At 66.5% G+C, this 20,939-nt stretch carries 20 protein-coding genes; 11 read left to right on the top strand and 9 right to left on the bottom strand.

All coding sequences use genetic code 11. From position 1 onward, the window contains the following. Window positions 1-12: 12 nt before the first annotated feature. Window positions 13-369, bottom strand: coding sequence for a PRC-barrel domain-containing protein (locus A4F85_RS15060; RefSeq protein ID WP_063327042.1), 357 nt, complete (start codon window positions 367-369; stop codon window positions 13-15). 403 nt (window positions 370-772) lie between these two features. Between A4F85_RS15060 and A4F85_RS15055 the strand changes: the two genes are divergently transcribed. Then, a complete protein-coding gene (locus A4F85_RS15055; protein WP_012203897.1) occupies window positions 773-1,150 on the top strand; it encodes a hypothetical protein in 378 nt (125 codons plus the stop codon). A 100-nt stretch (window positions 1,151-1,250) separates the two neighbouring features. After that, window positions 1,251-1,601: a DUF1304 domain-containing protein gene (locus A4F85_RS15050; protein WP_012203898.1), complete on the top strand. Its 351-nt coding sequence runs from the start codon at window positions 1,251-1,253 to the stop codon at window positions 1,599-1,601. A gap of 42 nt (window positions 1,602-1,643) precedes the next feature. Here A4F85_RS15050 and A4F85_RS15045 read toward each other — a convergent pair whose 3' ends face one another. From A4F85_RS15045 to pdxA, 7 genes are all read right to left on the bottom strand, one after another. Continuing rightward, complete coding sequence (locus tag A4F85_RS15045; RefSeq protein WP_063327041.1) at window positions 1,644-2,285, bottom strand: hypothetical protein; 642 nt, start codon at window positions 2,283-2,285, stop codon at window positions 1,644-1,646. Continuing rightward, on the bottom strand, window positions 2,285-3,091 hold the full coding sequence (locus tag A4F85_RS15040) for a hypothetical protein (protein ID WP_063327040.1): 807 nt from the start codon (window positions 3,089-3,091) through the stop codon (window positions 2,285-2,287). Before A4F85_RS15040 ends, A4F85_RS15045 begins: the two co-directional genes overlap by 1 nt. Further along, window positions 3,088-3,543 carry a hypothetical protein gene (locus A4F85_RS15035; RefSeq protein ID WP_012203901.1) on the bottom strand — a complete coding sequence of 152 codons (456 nt, stop codon included), beginning with the start codon at window positions 3,541-3,543 and terminating at the stop codon, window positions 3,088-3,090. The genes A4F85_RS15040 and A4F85_RS15035 overlap by 4 nt, the downstream gene beginning before the upstream one ends. Before the next feature lie 26 nt (window positions 3,544-3,569). After that, the gene (locus A4F85_RS15030) at window positions 3,570-4,190 is read right to left on the bottom strand and encodes a hypothetical protein (protein WP_013803844.1); all 621 of its coding nucleotides are present in this window, start codon (window positions 4,188-4,190) and stop codon (window positions 3,570-3,572) included. Continuing rightward, window positions 4,190-4,801, bottom strand: coding sequence for a hypothetical protein (locus tag A4F85_RS15025; RefSeq protein ID WP_034390869.1), 612 nt, complete (start codon window positions 4,799-4,801; stop codon window positions 4,190-4,192). Before A4F85_RS15025 ends, A4F85_RS15030 begins: the two co-directional genes overlap by 1 nt. 73 nt (window positions 4,802-4,874) lie before the next feature. Further along, window positions 4,875-7,055 (bottom strand): SdrD B-like domain-containing protein, encoded by a 2,181-nt coding sequence (locus A4F85_RS15020; protein WP_231890557.1) that lies wholly within the window; start codon window positions 7,053-7,055, stop codon window positions 4,875-4,877. A gap of 1,146 nt (window positions 7,056-8,201) precedes the next feature. Beyond that, window positions 8,202-9,914 carry a 4-hydroxythreonine-4-phosphate dehydrogenase PdxA gene (gene pdxA, locus A4F85_RS15015; protein ID WP_063327038.1) on the bottom strand — a complete coding sequence of 571 codons (1,713 nt, stop codon included), beginning with the start codon at window positions 9,912-9,914 and terminating at the stop codon, window positions 8,202-8,204. Between the two features lie 156 nt (window positions 9,915-10,070). Between pdxA and A4F85_RS15010 the strand changes: the two genes are divergently transcribed. Next, complete coding sequence (locus A4F85_RS15010; protein ID WP_063327993.1) at window positions 10,071-10,973, top strand: LysR family transcriptional regulator; 903 nt, start codon at window positions 10,071-10,073, stop codon at window positions 10,971-10,973. Between the two features lie 17 nt (window positions 10,974-10,990). Here the strand turns inward: A4F85_RS15010 and A4F85_RS15005 are convergent, their stop codons facing one another. Beyond that, the gene (locus A4F85_RS15005; protein WP_012203907.1) at window positions 10,991-11,902 is read right to left on the bottom strand and encodes a LysR family transcriptional regulator; all 912 of its coding nucleotides are present in this window, start codon (window positions 11,900-11,902) and stop codon (window positions 10,991-10,993) included. A gap of 142 nt (window positions 11,903-12,044) precedes the next feature. Here A4F85_RS15005 and A4F85_RS15000 point away from each other — a divergent pair, with 142 nt between their 5' ends. From A4F85_RS15000 to flhA, 8 genes are all read left to right on the top strand, one after another. Then, the gene (locus tag A4F85_RS15000) at window positions 12,045-12,251 is read left to right on the top strand and encodes a DUF3311 domain-containing protein (protein ID WP_012203908.1); all 207 of its coding nucleotides are present in this window, start codon (window positions 12,045-12,047) and stop codon (window positions 12,249-12,251) included. A gap of 13 nt (window positions 12,252-12,264) precedes the next feature. Continuing rightward, a complete protein-coding gene (locus tag A4F85_RS14995; protein ID WP_013803838.1) occupies window positions 12,265-13,647 on the top strand; it encodes a sodium:solute symporter family protein in 1,383 nt (460 codons plus the stop codon). A 13-nt stretch (window positions 13,648-13,660) separates the two neighbouring features. Next, window positions 13,661-15,325: an amidohydrolase gene (locus A4F85_RS14990; RefSeq protein WP_063327037.1), complete on the top strand. Its 1,665-nt coding sequence runs from the start codon at window positions 13,661-13,663 to the stop codon at window positions 15,323-15,325. Continuing rightward, window positions 15,322-16,296, top strand: a complete 975-nt coding sequence (locus A4F85_RS14985; RefSeq protein ID WP_063327036.1) for a CobW family GTP-binding protein — start codon at window positions 15,322-15,324, stop codon at window positions 16,294-16,296. Before A4F85_RS14990 ends, A4F85_RS14985 begins: the two co-directional genes overlap by 4 nt. Before the next feature lie 349 nt (window positions 16,297-16,645). Further along, a complete protein-coding gene (locus A4F85_RS14980; RefSeq protein WP_034390882.1) occupies window positions 16,646-16,912 on the top strand; it encodes a flagellar biosynthetic protein FliQ in 267 nt (88 codons plus the stop codon). Window positions 16,913-16,923: 11 nt separating this feature from the next. Beyond that, the gene (locus A4F85_RS14975) at window positions 16,924-17,751 is read left to right on the top strand and encodes a flagellar biosynthetic protein FliR (protein ID WP_082848216.1); all 828 of its coding nucleotides are present in this window, start codon (window positions 16,924-16,926) and stop codon (window positions 17,749-17,751) included. Then, complete coding sequence (locus A4F85_RS14970) at window positions 17,751-18,833, top strand: EscU/YscU/HrcU family type III secretion system export apparatus switch protein (protein WP_063327034.1); 1,083 nt, start codon at window positions 17,751-17,753, stop codon at window positions 18,831-18,833. Before A4F85_RS14975 ends, A4F85_RS14970 begins: the two co-directional genes overlap by 1 nt. After that, window positions 18,830-20,929: a flagellar biosynthesis protein FlhA gene (gene flhA / locus A4F85_RS14965; RefSeq protein ID WP_043824457.1), complete on the top strand. Its 2,100-nt coding sequence runs from the start codon at window positions 18,830-18,832 to the stop codon at window positions 20,927-20,929. Before A4F85_RS14970 ends, flhA begins: the two co-directional genes overlap by 4 nt. Window positions 20,930-20,939 lie beyond the last annotated feature (10 nt).

Genomic DNA, 20,939 nt, shown 5'->3' with positions numbered 1-20,939 from the left:
AAGGGTCGGGATTTACAGGTAGGGCACGCCGTAGTAATCGTTCACGCGGCGGCCATATTCATCGGTGTATGCCGGAGCCGTATCGCGCTCGTAGCGTGGAGCGTTGTCCAGTTGCTCGCGCGTCAGCGACACCACGTAGCCATTCATGTTGGGCTCGTACTTGAGGGATTCCCAGGGCAGCGGATAGCGATCCGTGCCGATGCCCAGGAAGCCGCCGAACTCCATGACGGCGTAGCGCACCTTGCCGGACAGCTTGTCGATCATCAGCGTATCTATGGTCCCCAGCTTGTCGCCTGCCGGGTTGTAGACATTGGTGCCGCTGACGGTTTCGGAAGAAATGACGCTCGTTGCGGTGTTGGGTGTGACCATGACGTTCTCCAGTGAGTGGGTTTGTGCTGACCCGCCAGCGCGGTGCGTCTGGCGGCTGAGCGATGCGGCTTTGAATGGGGCGCGGTAGCCGGCCCGTCAAGAAAACCTGTGCATCGCCTGGCGAAGTCGAAGCCTGTGTGCTTCTGGGTTCTAGCTTAGGACGGCATCTGCGGGCACCGGGTAGTCGGGCCGCCGCGACGGGCGTAGGAGGTGCCTTGGGCGGCGGAGGCCAGTTCCTACGAGCCCCTGTAGTCAAGGTCGGCGGGGCTGCGGGCCTTGGCTGACGCGGGTCAGCAGCGTGGGCCGGCTGCGGCGCGGCAGGGCGAGGCGTACAACAAAAACGACAGGGCAATGAAGCGCAGGCAGTCCCGCATGCGTGTGGCATGCCCCGAAGGAGAGCCCCATGAATGCAAGCAACAAGCCATCCATCCAGCCCATCCAGCCGGTGTCCACGGATGCCCCCGAGGATGAAGACCTTGCCGAGCAGGCACGCCCCGGCCACGGTGTTCCTTCGCAGGACCCCGATGCGTCTGCGCAGTTCGAACTGTCGCCCGAGGATGCAGAGCGCGAGTCGCGCTCGGTATTCATCGGCGGCGGCGTGCTGGCCGGAGCCGCTGCAGGCGCTGCGGCGGGTGCTGCGATTGCCGGCCCGGTGGGCGTGGTGGTCGGCGGCACGGTAGGCAGCGTGGCCGGTGCGCTGGGCGGTGCGGCCGCTGGCGCCGTGGCACCTGCGCAGGGCGCGGAAAAACCGTCGCACCCCGGCAGCAAGTCTTCCGGGTGACAGGGAAGAGGTGGTGGCAGGCCCTGTGTAGCGCAGCGGCCATGGACGCGTGTGGGTGCATCCCGTATACAGAGGCCTGTCCACTTTCTTCTCACCCCAGATGGCCAACGTACTCATCGGCATCGTCGCCGCAATCCATGTCTACATCCTCGTGCTGGAGATGTTTCTCTGGGACAAGCCGGCCGGACGCCGCGCGTTTGGCCTGACGCCCGAATTTGCCCAGCAGACCAGGACACTGGCCGCCAACCAGGGCCTGTACAACGGCTTTCTCGCCGCCGGGCTGATCTGGGGGCTGGCGCAGGGGGCCGATGGCCTGGGCTTCAAATACTTCTTCCTGATCTGCGTGCTGGTGGCCGGCGTGTATGGCGCCGCCACGGCCAGCCGCAAGATCCTCTGGGTGCAGGCCGTGCCGGCTGCTGTGTCGCTGATTGCGCTGTACCTGGGCCTTTGAGCGCGCCCGAAGCGCCCAAAGCGCCCAAAGCTCCCAAAGCGCTCAGGGCGAGCTGGCCGTGAAGATGACCTGCCCGGTGTAGGTGCCTGCCCTGCGGGAGGCCAGGTTGGCATAGGACAGGGTCCAGTTCGCCGTGCGCTGGGTGACCAGCCCCGCAAAGGCGGTGGCCACCACGTTGACCGCTGCGCCCGTTCCCGTATTGGGTATCAGCGGCGCGGGCAGGTTGCTGTCGCTGGTGGCGATGGTGATCTCCGACAGCGGGATGGTATTGGCCCCGCTGGCCAGCGCCGTGGTGGCGGTGGCGCGCAGCGTGACTTGGCCTGCGTTGCTGCGCACCTCCACCGGCAGCACATTGCCGCTGGGCGTGATGCTGAAGCTGGGGGCCGCGCCGCTCCAGTTCACCGAGGTGTTGCTGCCCGCCACGGGCGTGGTGGGCACGCCAGGGATGGACGGGGCAAGCACAAAGGCCACGCTGCTGGTCGTGCCGCCGGGCATGGGCCAGGTGCCGTCGCCTATGCGAAAGAAGATGAACTTGTCGATGGCGATGGTGAAGTCCAGGTTCACCGAGGTGCTCAGCGGCACCAGCAGGCTGGGGCCTGTGGTGCTGGACGCCGCATGCACGGTGTGGCCCAGGCCGCCCAGCGCCATGGACAGGGCCAGCCACGCGATCGGTCTGGTTGCCATCACTTCAGTTCCACATCGATCTTGAAGCTGCCTTTTTCCCAGTCCAGGCTGCCCTTGGCCTTGACCGGATACACGGGCTGCGGGGCGGGCTGGCCGTCTTCGCCCTTGGGCATGAGGGCCAGCGTGCGTGTCTGGCCGGGCAGTATGGGCGTGCCTTCCGGCACCAGTTCGAAGCGGCGGCCCTTGTTGTCCACGGCGTCCAGGCTGCCTTCCAACCGGCCATGGGCATCGCCGGTGTTGCTGACGGTGACCAGGGCGCGGCGCGTCTTGCCGTCTTCGGCCATGGAAAGCTGGCGAATGTCCAGCTGGGGCGCGGCACCTCCCAGCGTCACGTAGATGGCCACCGCGATGCGGCCCGTGACAGGCAGGCTCAGGCTGGCGCCGCCGCTGCGTATGACGGTCTGCTGCGCGGGCTCCACGCCTTCGATGGCGATCATGAAGCGGCATTCGCCGCGCGGCGCATCGGCAGGCGGCTCCACCTGGAAGCGGAAGGCCTTCTTGCTGCGGCCTGCAATCGTGACGCTGCGCCGCTCCAGCAGCACCCAAGGCCGGCAACTGCCGGGCAGCAGTTCGTCGTGGTAGGTGATGTCGCCCGTGTCGGAATAGGTCCAGTCGATGGTGCGCATGGCCACCTCGGTGGGTGCCGAGGCCAGGTTGTGGATGTCCAGCGATTGGCCCGTGCGCGCACCCGGCTTGGCCGACAGCTCGAAACGCGAGGGCGCCACGGCCAGCTCGAACGGTGCGGCGGCGGCGCCGCTGCAGGCGATCAGCAGGGCCAGTGAAACGGCGATGGGAGGGGCTTTCATGGCAGGGTCTCGATCTCGAAGTAGGACTCGAAGCTCAGTGCCGAGCCCCGGGTCAGGCGCAGCTCGGCGGGGTCGATGTGCAGCGTGAGGTCGAAAACCTCGGCCATCCAGGGCGTGCGGACCACGCCGTTCCAGACCTGGACCCGGTCGCCGGGCCGGCCCGTGCCGCCCGCAAAGACGCCATTGCCGCGCCACTGCACCTGCATGCCCGCAGGCGAGCGCAGGCCCGTGACCAGGGCGGGAATCACATAGAAGATGCGCGCCGTGCGGCCGACATGGGGCGCCGTGGCCAGCCGGTATTCGATGCGTCCCATGGGCAGCTCCAGCAGCCGCTCGCCGACGACCCTGGCCCGGGCGAAGTCGCTGCGCACCTGGGACCGGGGCGAGGCCGAGTCGTCCAGCCGCGCCACTTCGGCATGCGCCGCGAGGGCCGTGGCCCAGGCCAGTGCCATGCACAGGAGCGGCCAGGCCAGCGGCCTCATACCATCGATGCCGTGAAGCGCACGGTGCCCTTGTAGTTGCCGCCCGGGTAGACCACGTCGTTGTCGTAGGTGAACTGCAGCACGGTGCCGGTCAGTTGCCGTGACTGGACGGTCCAGCCAGCGACCGGGCACAGCGCGCCAGAACAGACGGATGCGTTCGCGTTGTAGCTGGCGATGGACTGGCCGGCGCTGGCGGTGAAGCGCCCGTTCTGTATGTCGCCGGACGCAGCATTGCCGTTGTTCGATGCCACCCAACTGATCTTGCTGAACGGAATGGTCGCGCTGCCGCAGCCACCCGACTGGCAGGAAAGTGCGGTGGATGAATCGACGACCAGGGTGACTGGCCGGGCCACGGCGGTGCCCAGCGCGGGACGTGTGGGAGACACCGAGACACTGATGCTGGGCGTGCCCGTCACGGCCACGGGCGTGAGGCCGGCGTTGGCTCCCGTCACGCTGAAGGCCACGGTGTCCACGGTTGCCCCGGTCGTGCCCACGCGCAGTGTCAGGCTGTAGTTGAGCAGGTCTGTGTCGGTCACGATGGTGAACACGGCCTGCGCGGGCGGCTGCACAACGCAGAGGGCCGCTGCGGCCAGCAGGCGAGGCAATGCCTTGTCCATCAGATGCCCTGGGCCGTATACGTGATGACGTTGGTATAGGTGTTGGCAGCCCAGCTGGCCGGCGTACCTCCCAGCGCATATGCCCAGGTTCCCGTCGCAACCACGTTGGAGGGGAACGAGGTGGATGCGCAGGCACCCAGATTGGGCCCGGGGTGGGGCAGGTTGCCGGTGGTCGTGACGGTGAAGTCCGCGTTGGCGGGGCCGCCCGTGGCATTCCAGGCGCCGACCGCGCAGTTGATGGTGCCGGCGCCGGCATTGGTCCAGGCATAGACCGTGAGCGTGGCGGCAGCCGAGGCGGTGGCCACGGTGGGCGCGGCGCCGTTCCAGTCCACGTTGGTGTTGTTGACCGAGGCCAGCGGCGTGGTGGGCACGCCGGGGATGCTCAGCGTCGAGGTCCAGGTCACCGTGTCCACCGTGGTATTGGTCGAGCCCACGCGCAGCAAGATGAGCTTGGGCACAGTCACGCTGAGGTTGACCTTGGCCTGGGCCGTGATGGTTCCGGTGCCCGATCCGTACTGGCTCTCGGCCATGGCAGGCAACGCGGTCAGGGCCAGGCCGAGGCCGCCGAGCGATGCGGCCAGCAGGCGTTGGGCGATGGGTGTTCGGTTCATGGAATCTCCTTGGATGGAACGGGTTGCCTGGGAAGCCTGTGCGCCTTAATCAGTCATTCATTCACTCATTCACTCACTCGCCCACCTTGACCACGGCAATCGACGCCGAGGCCTGGCCGCGCAGGGGCACGTGCACGCTGCTGGTGTTGTCGCCGGAGGCGCCCCAGGGCAGCGGCACGCTTTCCTGGGTGAGCGACAGCCGGTGGTGGCCTGTGGGCACCACCGGGAATTCGAACTGGCCATCGCGGTCGGTCACCGTGCGGTAGCGGCCGTCAAGCACCACCTCGACGCCGGCCACGCCCACCTCGCCCGCCTGCTGTTCGCCGTCGCGGTTGGCGTCGTAGAACACGCGGCCGGACAGGCTGCCGCCGCCCACGCCTTCACCGGGTGCGCCTGCGGCCGCATAGGCCGTGCCCGCGCTGCCTTCCCAGCGCAGGTAGACATAGGCAGTCTTCTCGTCGCTGCGGTAGAGGTTGGGCAGGGAAGAGGGCGTGGGCAGCAGCGAGGACCGGGCCTGGTTGAAGTGCGCCATGACGCCCATGCGCCAGCCCCGGCCCAGTTCCTTCTCGGCCGACAGCGAGCCCGACAGGCCCCGGCTGGTGTAGAGGCTGCCGCTTTGCGAGGTGTAGCGCAGGTTGCCGGCCAGCTGCAGCCCGCTTTCCAGCCAGTAGCGCCATTGCAGCCCGGCCGTTGGATAGTTGCGCGACATGCCGCCGCTGCGGTCGCGCGCATAGCCCAGCGTGGTGGTGAGCTCGGACCGCAGCGTTGCCTGGCGTGCACCGGCCCAGTCCTGCTCCCACTGCACCTCCTGGCCCGTCGCGGAGGAGTCGCCCAGCACGATGAGCTCGTTGCGCCGGACGGTCAGCATGAAGCGGCTGCGCGGCCAGTCGAAAAAGCGGGTCTGGTAGAACGCGCTGCCATAAAGGCTGCGCGATTGGCCGCCGCCTGCGGTGCCCGCATCGTTGCGCGTCTGGTAGGCGCTGAAGCTGCCGCCCACGGCCGTGTGCCGGTCGAACTGGTATTGGGCATTGCCATTCGCTCCCAGGCGGCGGTAGCCCGACAGTTGAAAGCCTGCATCCTGCGCCGTGGTTTGCGGCGTGCGTTCGTAGTCCAGCCCCATGCCCCAGCTCAGGCGGGTGACATGGCGGTCCACGCGCCAATAGGCGCCGCGCGCCGCGCTGGACAGCGCGTAGTCGCCAAAGTGCAGCTGGGGCTGGGCTGCATGCACGCCGAATTCATGGCGGTAGGCGCCAGCGCGCGCGCTGGCCTCGATGAACAGACCCTGGGCGCTGCGGCCCTCCGTGCCGGCGGTGCCTGCCGCTGGAGAAAACAGGGGCGCACTGGTACGGCTGCCCAGCAGCGTGGTGCGGAGCCTGAAGTCGCCATCGCGCAGCACGCCGCGCCCGTAGCCCAGCGAGGCGGCCCAGCTGGTCACGCGCTTGCTGCCCAGGCCCAGGGCGGAGCCGGGGTCGTATTGCGTGTCATCGCCGGGGTAGTGCCTGGGACTGTAGTAGGCGGGAATATCGTCGGCCTGGTCCAGCTGGAAGGCGGCAAACCAGGGGCCGTCCAGCCGCACGGTGGCGCCCAGCCAGCCCAGCGTGCCCTGGTTTTTCTCGAACCCGGGGTAGGGCCCTCCCGTGAGAAGGCCGCGCTGGCCGTAGCCCGCGCGCAGGTCCAGGTCCGGGCGGAAGATGCGCGCCGAGGCGCCGCGCACCGTGGTCGAGCCCAGCGACAGCCGGTAGTTGCGCGCCAGGCCATCGGTCAGCTCGCTGTAGAGGTCGCCCACGGCCGTGTCGGCGAAGGTCTGCGTGGTCAGCGGAAAGCCAAGGTTGCGCAGCGTGAAGCGCTCGCTCGTGGCTTGCCGGGCATAGCCCAGGCCGCCAATACTCAAGCCACCCATACCCAGGCCATTGCCAAAGTTGTCGCCGCTCAGGTGCCGGCCTTCGGCCTGCAGGGTGAACTCGCCGTAGTTCAGTGTCTCGCGGCGGTATTCGAGGCGCTGGCCGATTTCGGTGGCGCGCTGGCGGCCATGGCCGGTGGTGCGGGATTCGCCCAGGCCCAGGCGGCTTTCCACCACCCAGGCGCGAAAGCCCTCGGGCTGCTCGGCTTCGGGCTCGGCGGCAGCGGACTGTGCGATCTCGTCCGGATCCATGAAACGGTCCTGGTAGGCGGGGGCGGCCCCTTCGGAGAGTGCCTTGAACCGGGCCTGCTCGGCCTGGTCGCGGTCCAGGGATTCGATGCGTGCCTCAGCCATGGAGGTACCGGCAACGGCCGCCGAAGAAGGTGTTTGCGCCTGTGCGCCGCACAGAAAGGCGGGAGCGGCTGCCAGGCTCCACCCAAGGCACGCGAGCGGCAGGCGCGACCAGACTCCAGCGGGGCCGGCAACGGTCCGCGGCAGCTTTCGAATCATCAACCAAGATCCCTGCTTTATTCATCGGATGCCAAGCCATCTGGCCAAAACAACTGATCACAAAACTGCGGAAAATGGCTGAATGCGTGCAGCCATCGATTGGGCCCTGCAAATACCGGCGCTGCACTTCAAAGACCGGCCGTTGTCAATGGTGTGCCGAATGAGAGGTATTCAGGGTGAATATCATCGTTCCCCAAATGGCATGGTTTATCCAGTAGGACGACACGCTGCCGGATGGTAGGGGAAAGGGTGATGCCATTCGATGTTCATCTGTGGCGCTGCGGTGCCTGGCTGGCAGCGCCCAGAGGGCAGTTGGCGGGCTTTGCTTTTTGGCTATGGATGGGTTTCAGGTTTTCTATTGATAGCAATGAATCATTTGTTTTTCATGCGGCAATAGAGGCTGCTGGGCGTTATCTCCGTTTTCAGGCAATGCATCTGTTGGAAAACGAGGGTTCTCATCAGATTCCGGCTGCTGGAGAATCAAGGAGTGGCGCAACTGAAGTGCGCCAGGTTCTGATTGGTTTTTGGACTGGTATCAGGCCAGGTTCATTGATGCAGGCTAAAGCACCTGCACCAATGCAAGCTGCCGCAATCATTTGCCCTGTCTTCATGAACTCTCAGGCGCATCACAGGCAAGGCCAACGCGGACCCCGGGCACCCTGGAGGGCGCTCGTGGTCATGGTGTTGGCTGTCGTTGTGACCCTGGTGGCAGGCCTGTACCCCTGGAATGCCCCGCAGCATGGCAAGGCGGCAAGCCGCATGGAAGGCTTTGCAGGCGGCGCGTCCCTCATGGCAAAGAAGCGCCAGTTCCATGTGGTCCAGCGGCTGAAGACCCACCGCCTGGCCGAAGCCGAGCGGCGCCAGTTGCTGGCCCATGACACCGGCGCGCGGCACGTGCGGGAGGCGTGGCAGATAAGGGAGGTGCGAGAGTTGCGTGCGTTGTCTGAGGTGCGGGAGTTGCGGGAGGTGCGCGCGGTGGCCGGCCCGCTCTCAGTCCACCAGCGCCTGTATGGCCTGCAACTGCGCCGCCAGCCCGGGCCGCGCGGCTGGAAAAGTCTCCTCGAAGGCGGCGGTGCCTACCGTGAAGCCCGCGGCACCGCTGGCAAGCACGGCCGCGATGCGTTCGCTGCGATCAATGGAGCCGGCCACGACCACGGGCTTGTCCACCGCATCGCAGACCGCCTTGATCAGGGCCGGCACGTCGCCCCGGAAACGGTAGGCCAGCAGGTCCAGGCCATGAACGCCCTCCAGCCCCGCGATGCGGCGCGCGCTGGCCACGATGTCCTCGGCCGGCCCTGAAAGCACGCTCGGATGCCCGCTGATCCTGCCGGGAAACGGATAGTAGGCAATGCCGCTGCCGCGCAGCACGGGCAGCACCGCCTCGGGGCGCGTGCCGCCCATGAGAACGTCCACCCCGAGCTCGACCGCCGCGCGGGCCGAAGCCACCTCGCTGGCCTCGTCCAGGCTGACGACTTCCAGATAGACCCTGGCACCGCCCGCGCGGATGTCCCGGGCCAGCTCGCGCAGCTGGGGCAGGGGCAGGCCTATGTCCTTGAAGCCCACATGGCGCACGCCCTGGGCCAGCACTTCGCGCAGCCGCTCGCGCGCATCGGCAATGGTCTTGTCCTGCTGCGTGAGCATGAAGATGAAGTCCGGGCGCTGCGCCTGCCCGCTGGCGCCGGAGCGGCCCGCCTGCACCATGGCCGCCGCCTGGCGCAGCGCGCAGGCCAGGCTGGCATGGTCCGCACGGCCCGTGCCGGCGATGTCGAAGGCCGTGCCGTGGTCCACCGAGGTGCGCACGAAGGGCAGGCCCACGGTAATGTTCACGCCCTGCTCGACGCCTAGGTACTTCACGGGAATCAGCCCCTGGTCATGGTATTGGGCGACCACCACGTCGAACTCGCCCCGGCGTGCCCGCATGAAGACCGTGTCGCCCGGCCAGGGGCCGTTGGCGTCTATGCCTTCGGCCCGTGCGGCCGCGATGGCTGGGATGATCACCGAGCGGTCCTCGTCCCCGAACAGCCCGTTCTCGCCGGCATGCGGATTGAGCCCCGCCACGGCCACACGGGGCCGGGCGATGCCGAACGCCCGGCAGGCCCGGTGCGCAAGGCGGATGGCACGCAGTTCGTTGTCCGGCGTGACTGCGGCAATGGCCTGCTGCAGCGGCACGTGGATGGAGACCAGCAGCACCCGCAGCTCGTCATTGGCGAGCATCATGGCGAAGTCGCGCGTGCCCGAGCGCTCGGCCAGCATCTCGGTATGGCCGGGATGAGGGCAGCCCGCCGCGCGCAGCGCCTCCTTGTGGATGGGGGCGGTCACCAGGCCTGCGACTTCGCCGGCCAGGGCCAGGTCGATGCCGCGCTGTATGTAGGCATGGCAGGCGGCCCCGGCGCGCGCATCGATGCGTCCCCAGGCCAGGTCCTCGGGCAGCCGGTCCCCGGTCTGGAGCACGAAGAGGGTGGCGGGTAGCACGGTGGCGGGAACCTGGGCCGGCGTGTCGATGGCTTGGATGCGCGGGTGCACGCCCAGCATGTCGGCTGCCCGCTGCAGCCGCCCCGTGTCGCCGATGACGAAAAAAGGCGCATGGGGCCGGGCAGGGTCCATGGCCAGTTTGACGATGATCTCGGGGCCTATGCCCACGGGATCGCCCATGGTGATGGCCAGGGGTGCGGGGGCGATGGTGGGGGCTTCATTCATGGTCATTGCTGAAAGCTCAATCGATGGAGGTACTTTGCATGAAAATCGCACTGCAGAAAATCGATATGGATTCAGTATTCAGTTGATCAAAAGTCAATTGAAATCTCTCCCCACTCCCTTTCTTCGATGTGTCCGATGTGTCCGATGCCGCCCTCCAGTCCCATGGCCCCACCCACCCATATGCCGCCGCTGTCCGCCCTGCGCGCCTTCGAGGCCACGGTGCGCCACGGCAGCGTTTCCAAGGCCGCGCGCGAGCTGCACCTGACCGATGGCGCCGTGAGCCGCGCCGTGCGCGACATGGAAGAGGCGCTGGGCTTTGCGCTGTTCCAGCGCAGCAACCGCAGCATCATTGCCACTCCCACGGCACGTGTGCTGGCCGAGGAGGTGGCCCTGGCGCTGGAGCGCCTGCGCGGCGCGCTGGGCCGAGCGCGGCAGGCCGCCGGGCCGGACCGGCCGCTGGTGCTGTCCTGCGAGCCCACCTTTCTGATGCGCTGGCTGATTCCCCGCCTGGGCGGTTTGCAGGAAGCGATCGGCACGCAGCGCGAGCTGCGCCTGGTGTCGGCCGGCGGCTCGGTGCCCTTTGCGCGTGAAGGCATCGATCTGGCCATACGCCGCGCGGATTTCGACATGGGCGCCGATGTGGTTGCCGAGCCCTTTTTGCAGGAGCACGTGGGTCCCGTCTGCCGGCCTGCACTTGCGAAGACGCTGGCACGCTCCGGGCCGCTGGGCGGCGTGCTGCTGCACACGGCATCGCGCCCGGACGCATGGCGGCATTGGAGTGAGCTGACCGGCGTGCCGCTGCAGCCCGGGCGCGAGGCCCGCTTCGAGCATTTCTACCTGAGCCTGCAGGCCGCCGTTGCCGGGGCGGGCATTGCCATCGGGCCGCTGGCGCTGGTGGCCGACGATCTGGCCAGCGGCACCCTGTGCGCGCCGCGCGGCTTTGTGGCCGACGGCTCGCACTACGTGCTCATGTCACCCAGGCCGGTGCATGACGAGGCCCGCTTCGCCCTGGTGCTGGAGTGGCTGCGCACGCAGACATTGCCGCTGGCGCGGGCCGACGCATGACTTGCGCCTGCCCGGCTTCACTGGTCGTGCTCGGACAGCTCCCGCCAATGCGTGCGGGTGAATGCATAGACGGTTTCCAGCGCCGGTGACAGGCTGCGCGCGCCCATGCGCGCCATGCCGTAGCGGCCGCAGCGCCGGGGATCGGCGGGGAGGGGCACTTCGGCCATGGTGCCGCTGGCGCGCTCCTGGCGCGTGATGGACAGCACGCCGAACAGCAAGGTGTCCGTGGCCAGGGTCACGCTGCGCAGCAGTTCCAGGTTGTTGCAGTGCAGGGTGAACAGCTTGTCGGGCTCGGCGCCCTCGCCCCACAGCTCGGCGAGCTGCCGCGCCATGGCCGTGCTCAGCGTGGTGGTGGCCAGGGGGTAGCGGCGGATCTCGTCCATGCCGGGGTTTTGCAGCACGGGGTGGCCTGCGCGGCAGACCAGGCCGGCGGGCAGCTCGCCCAGCAGCTCCATGTCCACGTCATCGGCGGCGCGCAGCACATAGGCGTCGCCGACGATGGCGTCTATCGACTCATTGCGCAGCAGCTCCAGCAGGGCGCTGGTGGCACCCATCTCGGTGCGCACCTTGATGCGCGGATGCGCCTGCGCCATGTGGATCAGAAAGGGCTTGAGCAGCAGTGCCGCGGGGGCCGGCGCCACGCCTATGGCCAGTGCGCCCTCCTGGCCGCCGCGCAGCAGCTCCAGGTCGCGCCGCAGCTGGGTTTCCTCCAGCCGCATGCGGCGTGCGCGCTCGGCCACCAGTTCGCCGAAGACCGTCAGCCGGGCGCGCCGCGCGCCCCGGTCGAACAGCTGCGCCCGGAGCTCGTCTTCCAGCGCGCGGATGCTGCGGCTCAGCGCCGGCTGGGTCAGGTGCACGGCGCGCGCCGCGTCTGAAAAAGTGCCGTGCTCGACGATGGCCAGCAAGTGCCGCAGCTTCTGGGTATCCATGCGGAGTCCTCATGGTTTGTTGGCAAATTTCTCATTTGAATTATAGGTAGGCACTTCCTAAGATCGCATCCATGGACATTGAAACGTCCTATAGAGCGGCCACAACCGCCACCTCTTTCATCGGAGCAAAAGGAGACAAACCATGCTCAAGCTGTTCATCGGCATAGGCATCCCGTACATCGCGGTGATCGGCCTGCTTCCCTGGGTCGCGTCCGTCGATCGCCATCTGCTCGGCGTGCCCTTCATCTACCTGTGGATCTTCATGTGGTTCGTGCTGACGTCGCTGTGCATGCTCGTGTGCTGGCTGATGTTCGACCGCCACGAAGCCGACGACGTGCAGTCGGCCTGAAGGGAGCACCGCCATGACCACCGCAGTCTTTCTGGGCTTCATCGCACTGTCCCTGTACCTGGCCATCCGCTCGCGCACGGGCAAGGGCGCGCAAAGCGTGCATGACTTCTTCGTCGCCTCGCGCCAGTTCGGCGCCTACCTGGTGTTCTTCCTCGCCGCCGGCGAGATCTACAGCATCGGCACCATGGTCGGCTTTCCGGGCGGCATCTACGCCAAGGGGCCGACCTATGGCGTCTGGTTCCTGGGCTACATCCTGCTGGCCTATCCGCTGGGCTACTTCCTCGGCCCCATGATCTGGAAGGCCGGCCTGCGCCACAACGCCATCACGCTGCCGGACCTGTTCAAGGGCCACTTCGGCAGCCGCGCGCTGGAGCTGATCGTGGCCGGCTCGGCCATCCTGTTCCTGCTGCCCTGGGGCCAACTGCAGTTCACGGGGCTGGTGGCGGCGCTCAAGGGGCTGGGTTGGAACTTCCAGCCGCTGCACCTGCTGCTGATCTCGGCGGGCCTGGCCTTCACCTACATCGCCATCTCGGGGGTGCGTGCCTCGGCCTACATCGCCATCCTCAAGGACATCCTCATGGTGGTGGCCATCATCGCCACGGGCGTGGCCGTGGGCTGGCATGCCGGGGTGGGCGATGTGTTCGCCGCCGCCAGTGCCAAGGTCAGCAACCACATGACCGATACGCAGCTGCGCTTTTCCATGAGCACCATGCTGTTCCAGGCGCTGGGCTTCTACATGATGCCGTTCGCCGTGCAGAACTTCTTCACGGCCAAGAGTTCGCACACCATCCGCCGCACCCAGATCGCCATGCCGCTGTACATGCTGATGTACCCGTTCCTGGTGCTGGCCTCGTACTACGCAATCAGCCAGAACCTGGAACTGGCATCGCCCAACGAGGCCTTCTTCGCCGCTGCCGTGCGCCTGCTGCCCGACTGGCTGCTGGGGCTGGTGGCCGCAGGCGCCGCGCTGTCGGGCCTGCTGGTGCTGGCGGGCATCTGCCTGGCCATCGGCCCCATCGTGGCGCGCAACCTGCTGCCCGGCCTGCCCGAGGCCAAGCAAAAGCAGGGCGCCAAGGTGGTGATCGTCATCTACCTGCTGCTGTCCATCGTGATGACGCTGCTCACCCCCAACCTGATGCTGACCCTGATCAACACCACCTACTACGGCGTGACGCAGTTCTTCCCGGGAATGATGGCCATCCTGTTTGGCTGGCGCATCCGGCCTCTGGCCATTGCCCTGGGCATCGTCTGCGGGCAGGCGCTGGCCATCGTGCTGTACCTGCAGCAACCGGACTTCGGCGGCATCAACCTGGGCTTCATCAGCCTGGCGCTGAACCTGCTGGTCACGGCCATCGTCCACTGCCTGCCGCGTGCGGCTCACGTCAAGACCGCCTGAGGGAAACATCCCCATGAACCACGAAACCAGCGAGCGCGTGCGCATCTTCGCGGCGCGCACCATCCTCACCATGAACCCGGCCCAGCCACAGGCCACCCATGTGGCCGTGCGGGGCAGCACGGTGCTGGCGGTGGGCGGGGAGGCCGACATGGCCGCCTGGCCCGATGCCGAACGCATCGACCACCTGCGCGGCAAGGTGCTCATGCCCGGCCTGATCGAGGCCCACAGCCACCTGATGGAAGGCGCCATGTGGGATGCGGTCTACCTGGGCTACTTTGACCGCCGCGATCCCGACGGGCGACTGTGGCCCGGCCTGCGCACGCTGGACGCCGTGCTGGCCCGCCTGGCCGAGGCCGAGCGTGCCCTGCCCGACGCGCAGGCCACGCTGCTGGCCTGGGGGTTCGATCCCATCCTCTTTGGCAGCAGCCGGCTGTCGGTGCGCGAGCTGGACCGCGTCTCCACCACGCGGCCCATCGTCATCCTGCACGCCAGCGTGCACCTGATGAATGTGAACTCGGCCATGCTGGCGCTGGCCGGCATCGACGAGGACACCGACATCGACGGCATCCACAAGGACGCCGAGGGCCAGCCCACGGGCGAGCTGCAGGAGTTCGCCGCCATGTATCCGGTACAGAAGGTGATCGGCAGCGCGCTGTCGCTGGCCGCTGCCGAGCAGCGCGAGGCGATCTGGAAGTTTGGCCGCGTGGCCCAGCTCGCGGGCGTGACCACGGCCACCGACCTGGTCAGCGATCTCTCGGCCCAGGGCCTGGCCGCGCTGCGCGAGGTGACGGGCGACGCAGCCTATCCGCTGCGCATCGTCCCGGCCTTCGCGCCGCAGCGCAACCCGGAAGGCGGCGCCGCGCGCGTGCATGCCGCTGCCGCATCGTCGGCCAGCGACAAGCTGCAGTTCGGCCCCGTCAAGTTCATCGTGGACGGCTCCATCCAGGGCTTCACCGCGCGCCTGCGCGCTCCCGGCTACGCGGGCGGGCAGCCCAACGGCCTGTGGCTGATTCCGCCGTCGCAGCTGCCCGCGCTGTTCGAGCCCTTCCACCTGGCCGGGCTGCAACTGCACATCCACACCAACGGAGACGAGGCCACCGAGGTGGTGCTGGATGTGATCGAGGACCTGCTGGCCAGGCACCCGCGCGCCGACCATCGCCACACCCTGCAGCACTGCCAGCTGGCCAGCAGCGCCCAGCTGCAGCGCGCCGCGCGCCTGGGAATGTGCGTCAACTTCTTCTCCAACCACCTCTATTACTGGGGCGATGCGCACGCCGGGCAGACCGTGGGCATCGAGTGGGCGTCACGCATGAATGCGGCGGGCACGGCACGGCGCCTGGGCATGGACTTTTCCATGCACTCCGATGCGCCCATCACCCCCATCAACCCCTTGTTCACCGCCTGGTGCGCCGTGCAGCGCGAAACCGCTTCAGGCCGCGTGCTGGGCGAGGCCGAGCGCCTGTCGGTGGACGATGCCCTGCACGCCATCACCATGGGCGCGGCCCGTACCCTGAAACTGGAGCGGCACGTGGGCAGCATCGAGCCCGGCAAGCTGGCGGACTTCGCCGTACTGGAGGACGATCCCCGCGCGGTGGCGCCCGCCGCCCTCAAGAACGTGAAGGTCTGGGGCACCGTGCTGGGCGGCCGCATCTTCCCTGCGCCCGGGTCCCAGCCATGAGCACGCCGGCCGTCGCGGCGCAGCGGGCGCCCATTCCCATGGTCGTCGTGGGCGGCTACCTGGGCGCGGGCAAGACCACCTTGCTCAACCGGCTGCTGGAGCGCGCCGATGGCCTGCGCGTGGCCGTGCTGGTCAACGACTTCGGTGAGATCAACATCGACGCCGCTCTGATCCGCACACGCAGCAGCGACGTGCTGCAGCTGGAAAACGGCTGCATCTGCTGCTCCATCGGCGGGCGGCTGGCCGAGGCCCTGGCCGCCGTGGGCGCGCGGCCCGACCGCCCGGACCTGCTGGTCATCGAGGCCAGCGGCGTCTCCGACCCCGTGCGCATCGCCCAGGTCGGCATGCTCGACCCCGCGCTGCAGCTCAACGCCATCCTGGTGGCGGTGGATGTCCAGGACGTCGATGAGCAACTGTGCGACCCGCTGGTCGGCGACATGGTCCGCCGCCAGATCGCCGGCGCGACGGCGCTGGTGCTGACCAAGGCGGATCTGGTGGAACCATCGAAGTTCGATCGTGCAAAAAGCCTCCTCGCCGCTCTCGCCCCCCACACCCAGGTGCTGACCGCGCAGCATGGCGACATTCCCATGGCCTTGTTCCTCGATGCAGTTCCCCGGCCGCGCCGTTCGCAGGGTTTGCTGGGAGCGGGCGGCGTCTGGCAGGGCGCCGTCAATGGCATGGCCGGCATAGGCAGCTTCTCGTACACCACGCCCCGATGCTTCGACAAACAGCGGCTCAGGCAAGCGCTGCGCACCCTGCCCGTGCCCCTGCTGCGGGCCAAGGGCATCGTGCGGATAGCGGACCACTGCAGCGGTCAGGAAATCCATTGGGTGGGCGGGCGACTGCGCATCACAAAGCTGCCTGTGGCACAGATCCGCGAATCCGCCCTGGTTTTCATTGGCTGCTTTGGCGACGAAGCGCGGCAACTTCTGTGCAAGCACTTGGACAGTGCGCTGGTAGAGGCTGATTAGGGTGCCTTATCTAAGGGCTAAGGGCACCCAGCGGACGCGCCGTGTGCATGGCGGGGCACGTCAGGTTGGGGGCAAGGCTGGATAAGCCCGTGTGGAAAAGAAGGGCTTTTTGAGAGCCTCAAAGATAGCTTGCTACAAGAAAAATAGCTGCCGAGTCAATTAACCATTGACTTTGGACTCCCAGTTCGACTGGCGCATCTAGATGCAACAAGTGAGCTTACCTATCAGACGGCTCCTGTTTTTCTATGTCTGCCTGGTTTTATGTTGTGTATAAATGTAGAATTTTTGAAAAATTCAATTGACCGCAGATTGTGATTGAGTCATCCAAGGCACACTGCAAGGCGAAAGCATGAGTGCTGACTTGGCGTTAAAAATGATGTCGGACCTGTTCTGGACGGGTCTGATCGTATGTCTCCCGATACTGGGCCTGACCATGCTGACCGGATTGCTCATCAGCGTGGTGCAGGTGGTCACTCAAATCCAGGAAATGTCGCTGACTTTCGTTCCGAAGCTGTTCGTGGCTGCCGTCGTGCTGATCGTGTGCGGCCCCTGGATGCTGAAGAAGCTGGGGCAGTTCGCAACCCAGCTCTGGACGCGCATTCCGGCGATGTTCTGAATCCCCACGATATGGATTCCCTGCCGCATCACTGGCTGCCGGCGATCGCTGGCACCTGGCTTCACGACGCGTGGTTAAAAGCTTTTCTTCCCTCGTTGCGGTTGGCTGTCGTGCTGGCAATGACGCCCGTGCTGTATGCCATGCCCATTCCAGGGCGCGTGCGTGCGCTGCTGGTGATCGGCCTGTCCTGGACGATGGGGCAATTGCTGTCGTTGCCACCGGCAGCGGCCGCACTGAGCATGGGTGGATTGCTCCAGGCGGCATGCGTGGAGGTGGCGCTGGGCATTGTGCTGGCGTTGGGCGTGCTGCTGGCATTCGCAGCCTTCTCCCTGGCGGGCAATCTTCTCGATGTGCAGATCGGTTTTGGCATTGCGCAAGTGTTCGATCCCGTGGGTAACAAGGCCGCGCCGCTGCTGGTGTCGGCATTCAACTATGTGGCCGTGGTCGGTTTCGTGCTGATCGATGGCCATCACAGCCTGCTGCGGGCTCTCGCCTACAGCTTCGAGCTGTTTCCGGCCGGTGCGAACTGGCCATTGGTTCTCGCCTCGGTCCCCGTTTTCAAGCAGGCCAGCGGGATGTTCATTCTTGGATTTGCGCTGGCCGCCCCTGTGGTGTTCTGTATTTTGCTTGTGGAGTTCGCCTTGGGCCTGGTCGCCAGAAATCTTCCGCAGATCAATATGTTGGTACTGGGCATTCCGGCCAAGATCGTTGTCGGGTTTGCCGTGATGTCGCTGTGGTTTGCAGGAATGGGCGGCGCCATGAACCGGGTCTACATGGGAATTTTCGACATGTGGGCGGCCGTCTTTCTCACTGCGTCCCATGGGGCGGGAGCGCGCTGATGGCGGAGCAGGATCTGGACCGCAATGAGACGGCCACCCCTTACAAGCTGCAAAAGGCCAGGGAAAAGGGCCAGGTTTCCAAGAGTTCCGACGTGGTGTCGGCCCTGGTGTTCACGGTTGCCGTGGCCTACCTCTCGTGGCAAGGATGGGATATGGCGCTTCGCCAGTTCCGGCTTGACCAGTTGCTGGTCATTCAAAGCTCTGCGGCCGGCCCCGGCGCTGAAATGCTGTGGCCCCTGATTGCCGGCATGCTCAAGGAAGCATTGGCCTGGCTGGCGCCGTTCGCGTGCACCGTGATGATTGCCGCGGTGGTCGGCAATGCGATGCAGACGGGGCCGGTTCTCTCGGTGGAGCCCGTGGTTGCCGATTTCAACCGCCTCAATCCTGCCAATGGCATCCAGCGCGTGCTGTCCATGCGAGCCCTGTTTGATGCAGCCCGCGCCTGCGTCAAGCTGGGTTTGCTGATCGCAGTCGCCTATTTCTCTCTCAAGGACCTGGCGCCCCAGTTCTACAGCCTTTCCGGCCTGTCACCCCAGGGCTATCTCAAGACGCTGATTGCCGACCTGGGCAGCCTGGGTTTCAAGATGGCATTGCTGATGGCCATCATCGCTGCCGTTGACTGGGTATTCACGCGCCGCGAATTCGCCAAGAAGATGCGCATGAGCAAGCGTGAAGTCAAGGATGAGCACAAGCAGCGCGAGGGCGACCCGCGGGTGAGGGCGCGACTGCGCGACCTGCAGCGTGAGGCGCGCAAACGAAGCAAGGCCCTGCACCAGACCCGCAATGCCGATGTGGTGCTCACCAATCCCACACACGTTGCCGTTGCGCTGCGCTATGTCCATGGGGAAATGGACTCGCCTCAAGTGGTTGCCAAGGGCGCAGGCCATCTGGCGGCTGCCATGCGGCAGATCGCAGCCAGGCACCGCATTCCTGTCGTGCGCAGTCCTGCGCTGGCCCGCCGCCTGTTCAGTGAACTCGATGTGGAGCACCACGTGCCGCCGCACCTGTTTGCCGATGTGGCCCGCATCATCGTGTGGATCTTCGCCATGCGCGAGCGCTCGGCGGCGGGGGCTGCGCCATGAAATCCCTGCAACGCTTTTTCGGCAGGCACAGCGATGTGGCCATGGTCCTGCTGGTCCTCGGTGTGCTGGTGGTGCTGTTTGCGCCCATCCCCAGCGGACTGCTGGATTTCCTGATCCTGACCAACTTCAGCTTCGCCTTCCTGATCCTTCTGCTGACCTTCTACATGGCCAGGCCGGTGGAGTTTTCCACCTTTCCGTCCCTGCTGCTGATCGCCACCTTGTTCCGGCTATCGCTCAATGTGGCGGCCACGCGGCTGATCCTGTCGGATGGAGACGCCGGACGCGTCATCGGCGCCATTGGCGCCTATGTGGTGGGGGGCAACTATGTGATCGGCCTCATCGTCTTCCTCATCCTCATCGTGGTGCAGTACGTCGTGGTCACGAACGGTGCACAGCGCATCTCGGAAGTGGCGGCGCGATTCACGCTGGACAGCATGCCGGGGCAGCAGATGAGCATCGATGCCGACCTGAACATGGGCTTCATCGACCAGGCCGAGGCACAACGGCGCCGCAAGAACATCGAGAAGGAAGCCGGCTTCTATGGCGCCATGGATGGCGCGAGCAAATTCGTCAAGGGCGATGCCATCGCGGGCATCATCATTTTGCTGATCAACATCATCGGCGGCCTGGTCATCGGGGTGATGCAGCACAAGCTGCCATGGGCGCAGGCCCTCAAGACCTATTCATTGCTGACCATAGGCGATGGCATCGTTACCCAGGTCCCGGCGCTGATCATTGCCGTGGGCACCGGCATCATCGTGACGCGCTCGGCCTCGGACGGCAACCTGAGCCAGGAGGTGCTGCGCCAGATCACCTCCTTCCCCAAGACGCTGCTGCTGGTGGGTGCCGCGCTGACGGGCCTGCTGTTCTTTCCAGGAATTCCTGCCCTGCCGACTTTGGTGCTGATCGCTGTCGTTGCCACGGTGGCGTGGGTGGTCTACCGCAACGCCAGCAACTCCGCCGAGGATGGCACGGCGCCGGCCGATGCGCAGGATGCAGCACAGCCAGCCGATGCGGCACAGAAAGGGGAGGATGACCCCTATGCGTCGCTGCAGGTGGAGCCCATCGAAGTCCATGTGGGCAGCGAGTGGGCGGCCCTGGTCAGCCAGCCCGGCAGTGTCCTCATGGATCGCATCGCCACCTTCCGCAAGCAGCATGCCCAGGACCTGGGCCTGGTCCTGCCACGTGTGCGCTTCAAGGACGTTGCGCGGCTGGGGCAGGACCGGTACGAGATCCATATCGACGGCGTGGTGTGCGGGCGGGGCGAGGCGCGTGCCGACCGCCTGCTGGCCATCCATCCGACGGGCAGGACCGATGGAATGCCCGGGGAGCCCACGAGGGACCCGACCTACGGCCTGCCCGCGCTCTGGATCGAGGAGCACCAGCGCGCCGCCGCCACGGTCGCCAAGTTCACGCTGGTGGACGCGCCCACTGTCTTCATGACGCATCTGACGGAAGTGCTGCGACGCGAATCGGCCACGCTGCTGACTCGGGCCGAGGTGGACCGGCTGCTCAATCGCGTGCGCCAGAACCAGGCCAGCCTGGTGGAAGAGTTGATTCCGACCGTGCTGTCCGTCAGTGACGTACAGCGTGTGCTGCAGAACCTGTTGCGCGAGAAGGTGTCGATACGGCATGTGGAAGCCATCCTGGAAACCTTGGCGGATGCCGGACGCCAGACCAAGGACGTGCTGCATCTGACCGAGATGGTGCGTCTGCGCCTGGGTCACGCCATCTGCCAGGGGCTGGCGGGCGAAGGCGCCGCCCTGCATGTCATCACGCTCGACCCGGCCATAGAAAGCCAGCTGCTGCAAGGCCTGCAGTCCGCGCAGGCCGGCCTGCGCGCCGACGACGGCGCGGCCGCCCCGGCGTCCTTCGCGCTGGAGCCCAAGCTGGCTGAACAAATGATGCTCAAGCTCATGCAGCAGACCGAGCGGATGATGAAAAGCAATCTGCTTCCCGTGCTGCTGTGCGCCCCCGAGCTGCGCCGGCACGTACGCCTGCTGTCCGAGCGGATGATGCCCCACCTGCGGGTGCTGTCCATGGCCGAGGTGCCCCAGGCCATCGAGCTCAAGTCCTATGCCGTCGTGAGCCTCTAGCGGCACGCAT

Source organism: Delftia sp. GW456-R20, from assembly GCF_001622915.1.
GTDB classification, from domain to species: domain Bacteria; phylum Pseudomonadota; class Gammaproteobacteria; order Burkholderiales; family Burkholderiaceae_C; genus Comamonas; species Comamonas acidovorans.
This window is presented reverse-complemented; position numbering and strand designations above follow the sequence as displayed.

Excerpts from the sequence above, each read along its gene's own strand:
- A4F85_RS15060 (WP_063327042.1), bottom strand. The coding sequence starts at position 369 with ATGGTCACACCCAACACCGCAACGAGCGTCATTTCTTCCGAAACCGTC.
- A4F85_RS15055 (WP_012203897.1), top strand. The coding sequence starts at position 773 with ATGAATGCAAGCAACAAGCCATCCATCCAGCCCATCCAGCCGGTGTCC.
- A4F85_RS15050 (WP_012203898.1), top strand. The coding sequence starts at position 1,251 with ATGGCCAACGTACTCATCGGCATCGTCGCCGCAATCCATGTCTACATC.
- A4F85_RS15045 (WP_063327041.1), bottom strand. The coding sequence starts at position 2,285 with ATGGCAACCAGACCGATCGCGTGGCTGGCCCTGTCCATGGCGCTGGGC.
- A4F85_RS15040 (WP_063327040.1), bottom strand. The coding sequence starts at position 3,091 with ATGAAAGCCCCTCCCATCGCCGTTTCACTGGCCCTGCTGATCGCCTGC.
- A4F85_RS15035 (WP_012203901.1), bottom strand. The coding sequence starts at position 3,543 with ATGGCACTGGCCTGGGCCACGGCCCTCGCGGCGCATGCCGAAGTGGCG.
- A4F85_RS15030 (WP_013803844.1), bottom strand. The coding sequence starts at position 4,190 with ATGGACAAGGCATTGCCTCGCCTGCTGGCCGCAGCGGCCCTCTGCGTT.
- A4F85_RS15025 (WP_034390869.1), bottom strand. The coding sequence starts at position 4,801 with ATGAACCGAACACCCATCGCCCAACGCCTGCTGGCCGCATCGCTCGGC.
- A4F85_RS15020 (WP_231890557.1), bottom strand. The coding sequence starts at position 7,055 with ATGGCTGAGGCACGCATCGAATCCCTGGACCGCGACCAGGCCGAGCAG.
- pdxA (WP_063327038.1), bottom strand. The coding sequence starts at position 9,914 with ATGACCATGAATGAAGCCCCCACCATCGCCCCCGCACCCCTGGCCATC.
- A4F85_RS15010 (WP_063327993.1), top strand. The coding sequence starts at position 10,071 with ATGGCCCCACCCACCCATATGCCGCCGCTGTCCGCCCTGCGCGCCTTC.
- A4F85_RS15005 (WP_012203907.1), bottom strand. The coding sequence starts at position 11,902 with ATGGATACCCAGAAGCTGCGGCACTTGCTGGCCATCGTCGAGCACGGC.
- A4F85_RS15000 (WP_012203908.1), top strand. The coding sequence starts at position 12,045 with ATGCTCAAGCTGTTCATCGGCATAGGCATCCCGTACATCGCGGTGATC.
- A4F85_RS14995 (WP_013803838.1), top strand. The coding sequence starts at position 12,265 with ATGACCACCGCAGTCTTTCTGGGCTTCATCGCACTGTCCCTGTACCTG.
- A4F85_RS14990 (WP_063327037.1), top strand. The coding sequence starts at position 13,661 with ATGAACCACGAAACCAGCGAGCGCGTGCGCATCTTCGCGGCGCGCACC.
- A4F85_RS14985 (WP_063327036.1), top strand. The coding sequence starts at position 15,322 with ATGAGCACGCCGGCCGTCGCGGCGCAGCGGGCGCCCATTCCCATGGTC.
- A4F85_RS14980 (WP_034390882.1), top strand. The coding sequence starts at position 16,646 with ATGAGTGCTGACTTGGCGTTAAAAATGATGTCGGACCTGTTCTGGACG.
- A4F85_RS14975 (WP_082848216.1), top strand. The coding sequence starts at position 16,924 with ATGGATTCCCTGCCGCATCACTGGCTGCCGGCGATCGCTGGCACCTGG.
- A4F85_RS14970 (WP_063327034.1), top strand. The coding sequence starts at position 17,751 with ATGGCGGAGCAGGATCTGGACCGCAATGAGACGGCCACCCCTTACAAG.
- flhA (WP_043824457.1), top strand. The coding sequence starts at position 18,830 with ATGAAATCCCTGCAACGCTTTTTCGGCAGGCACAGCGATGTGGCCATG.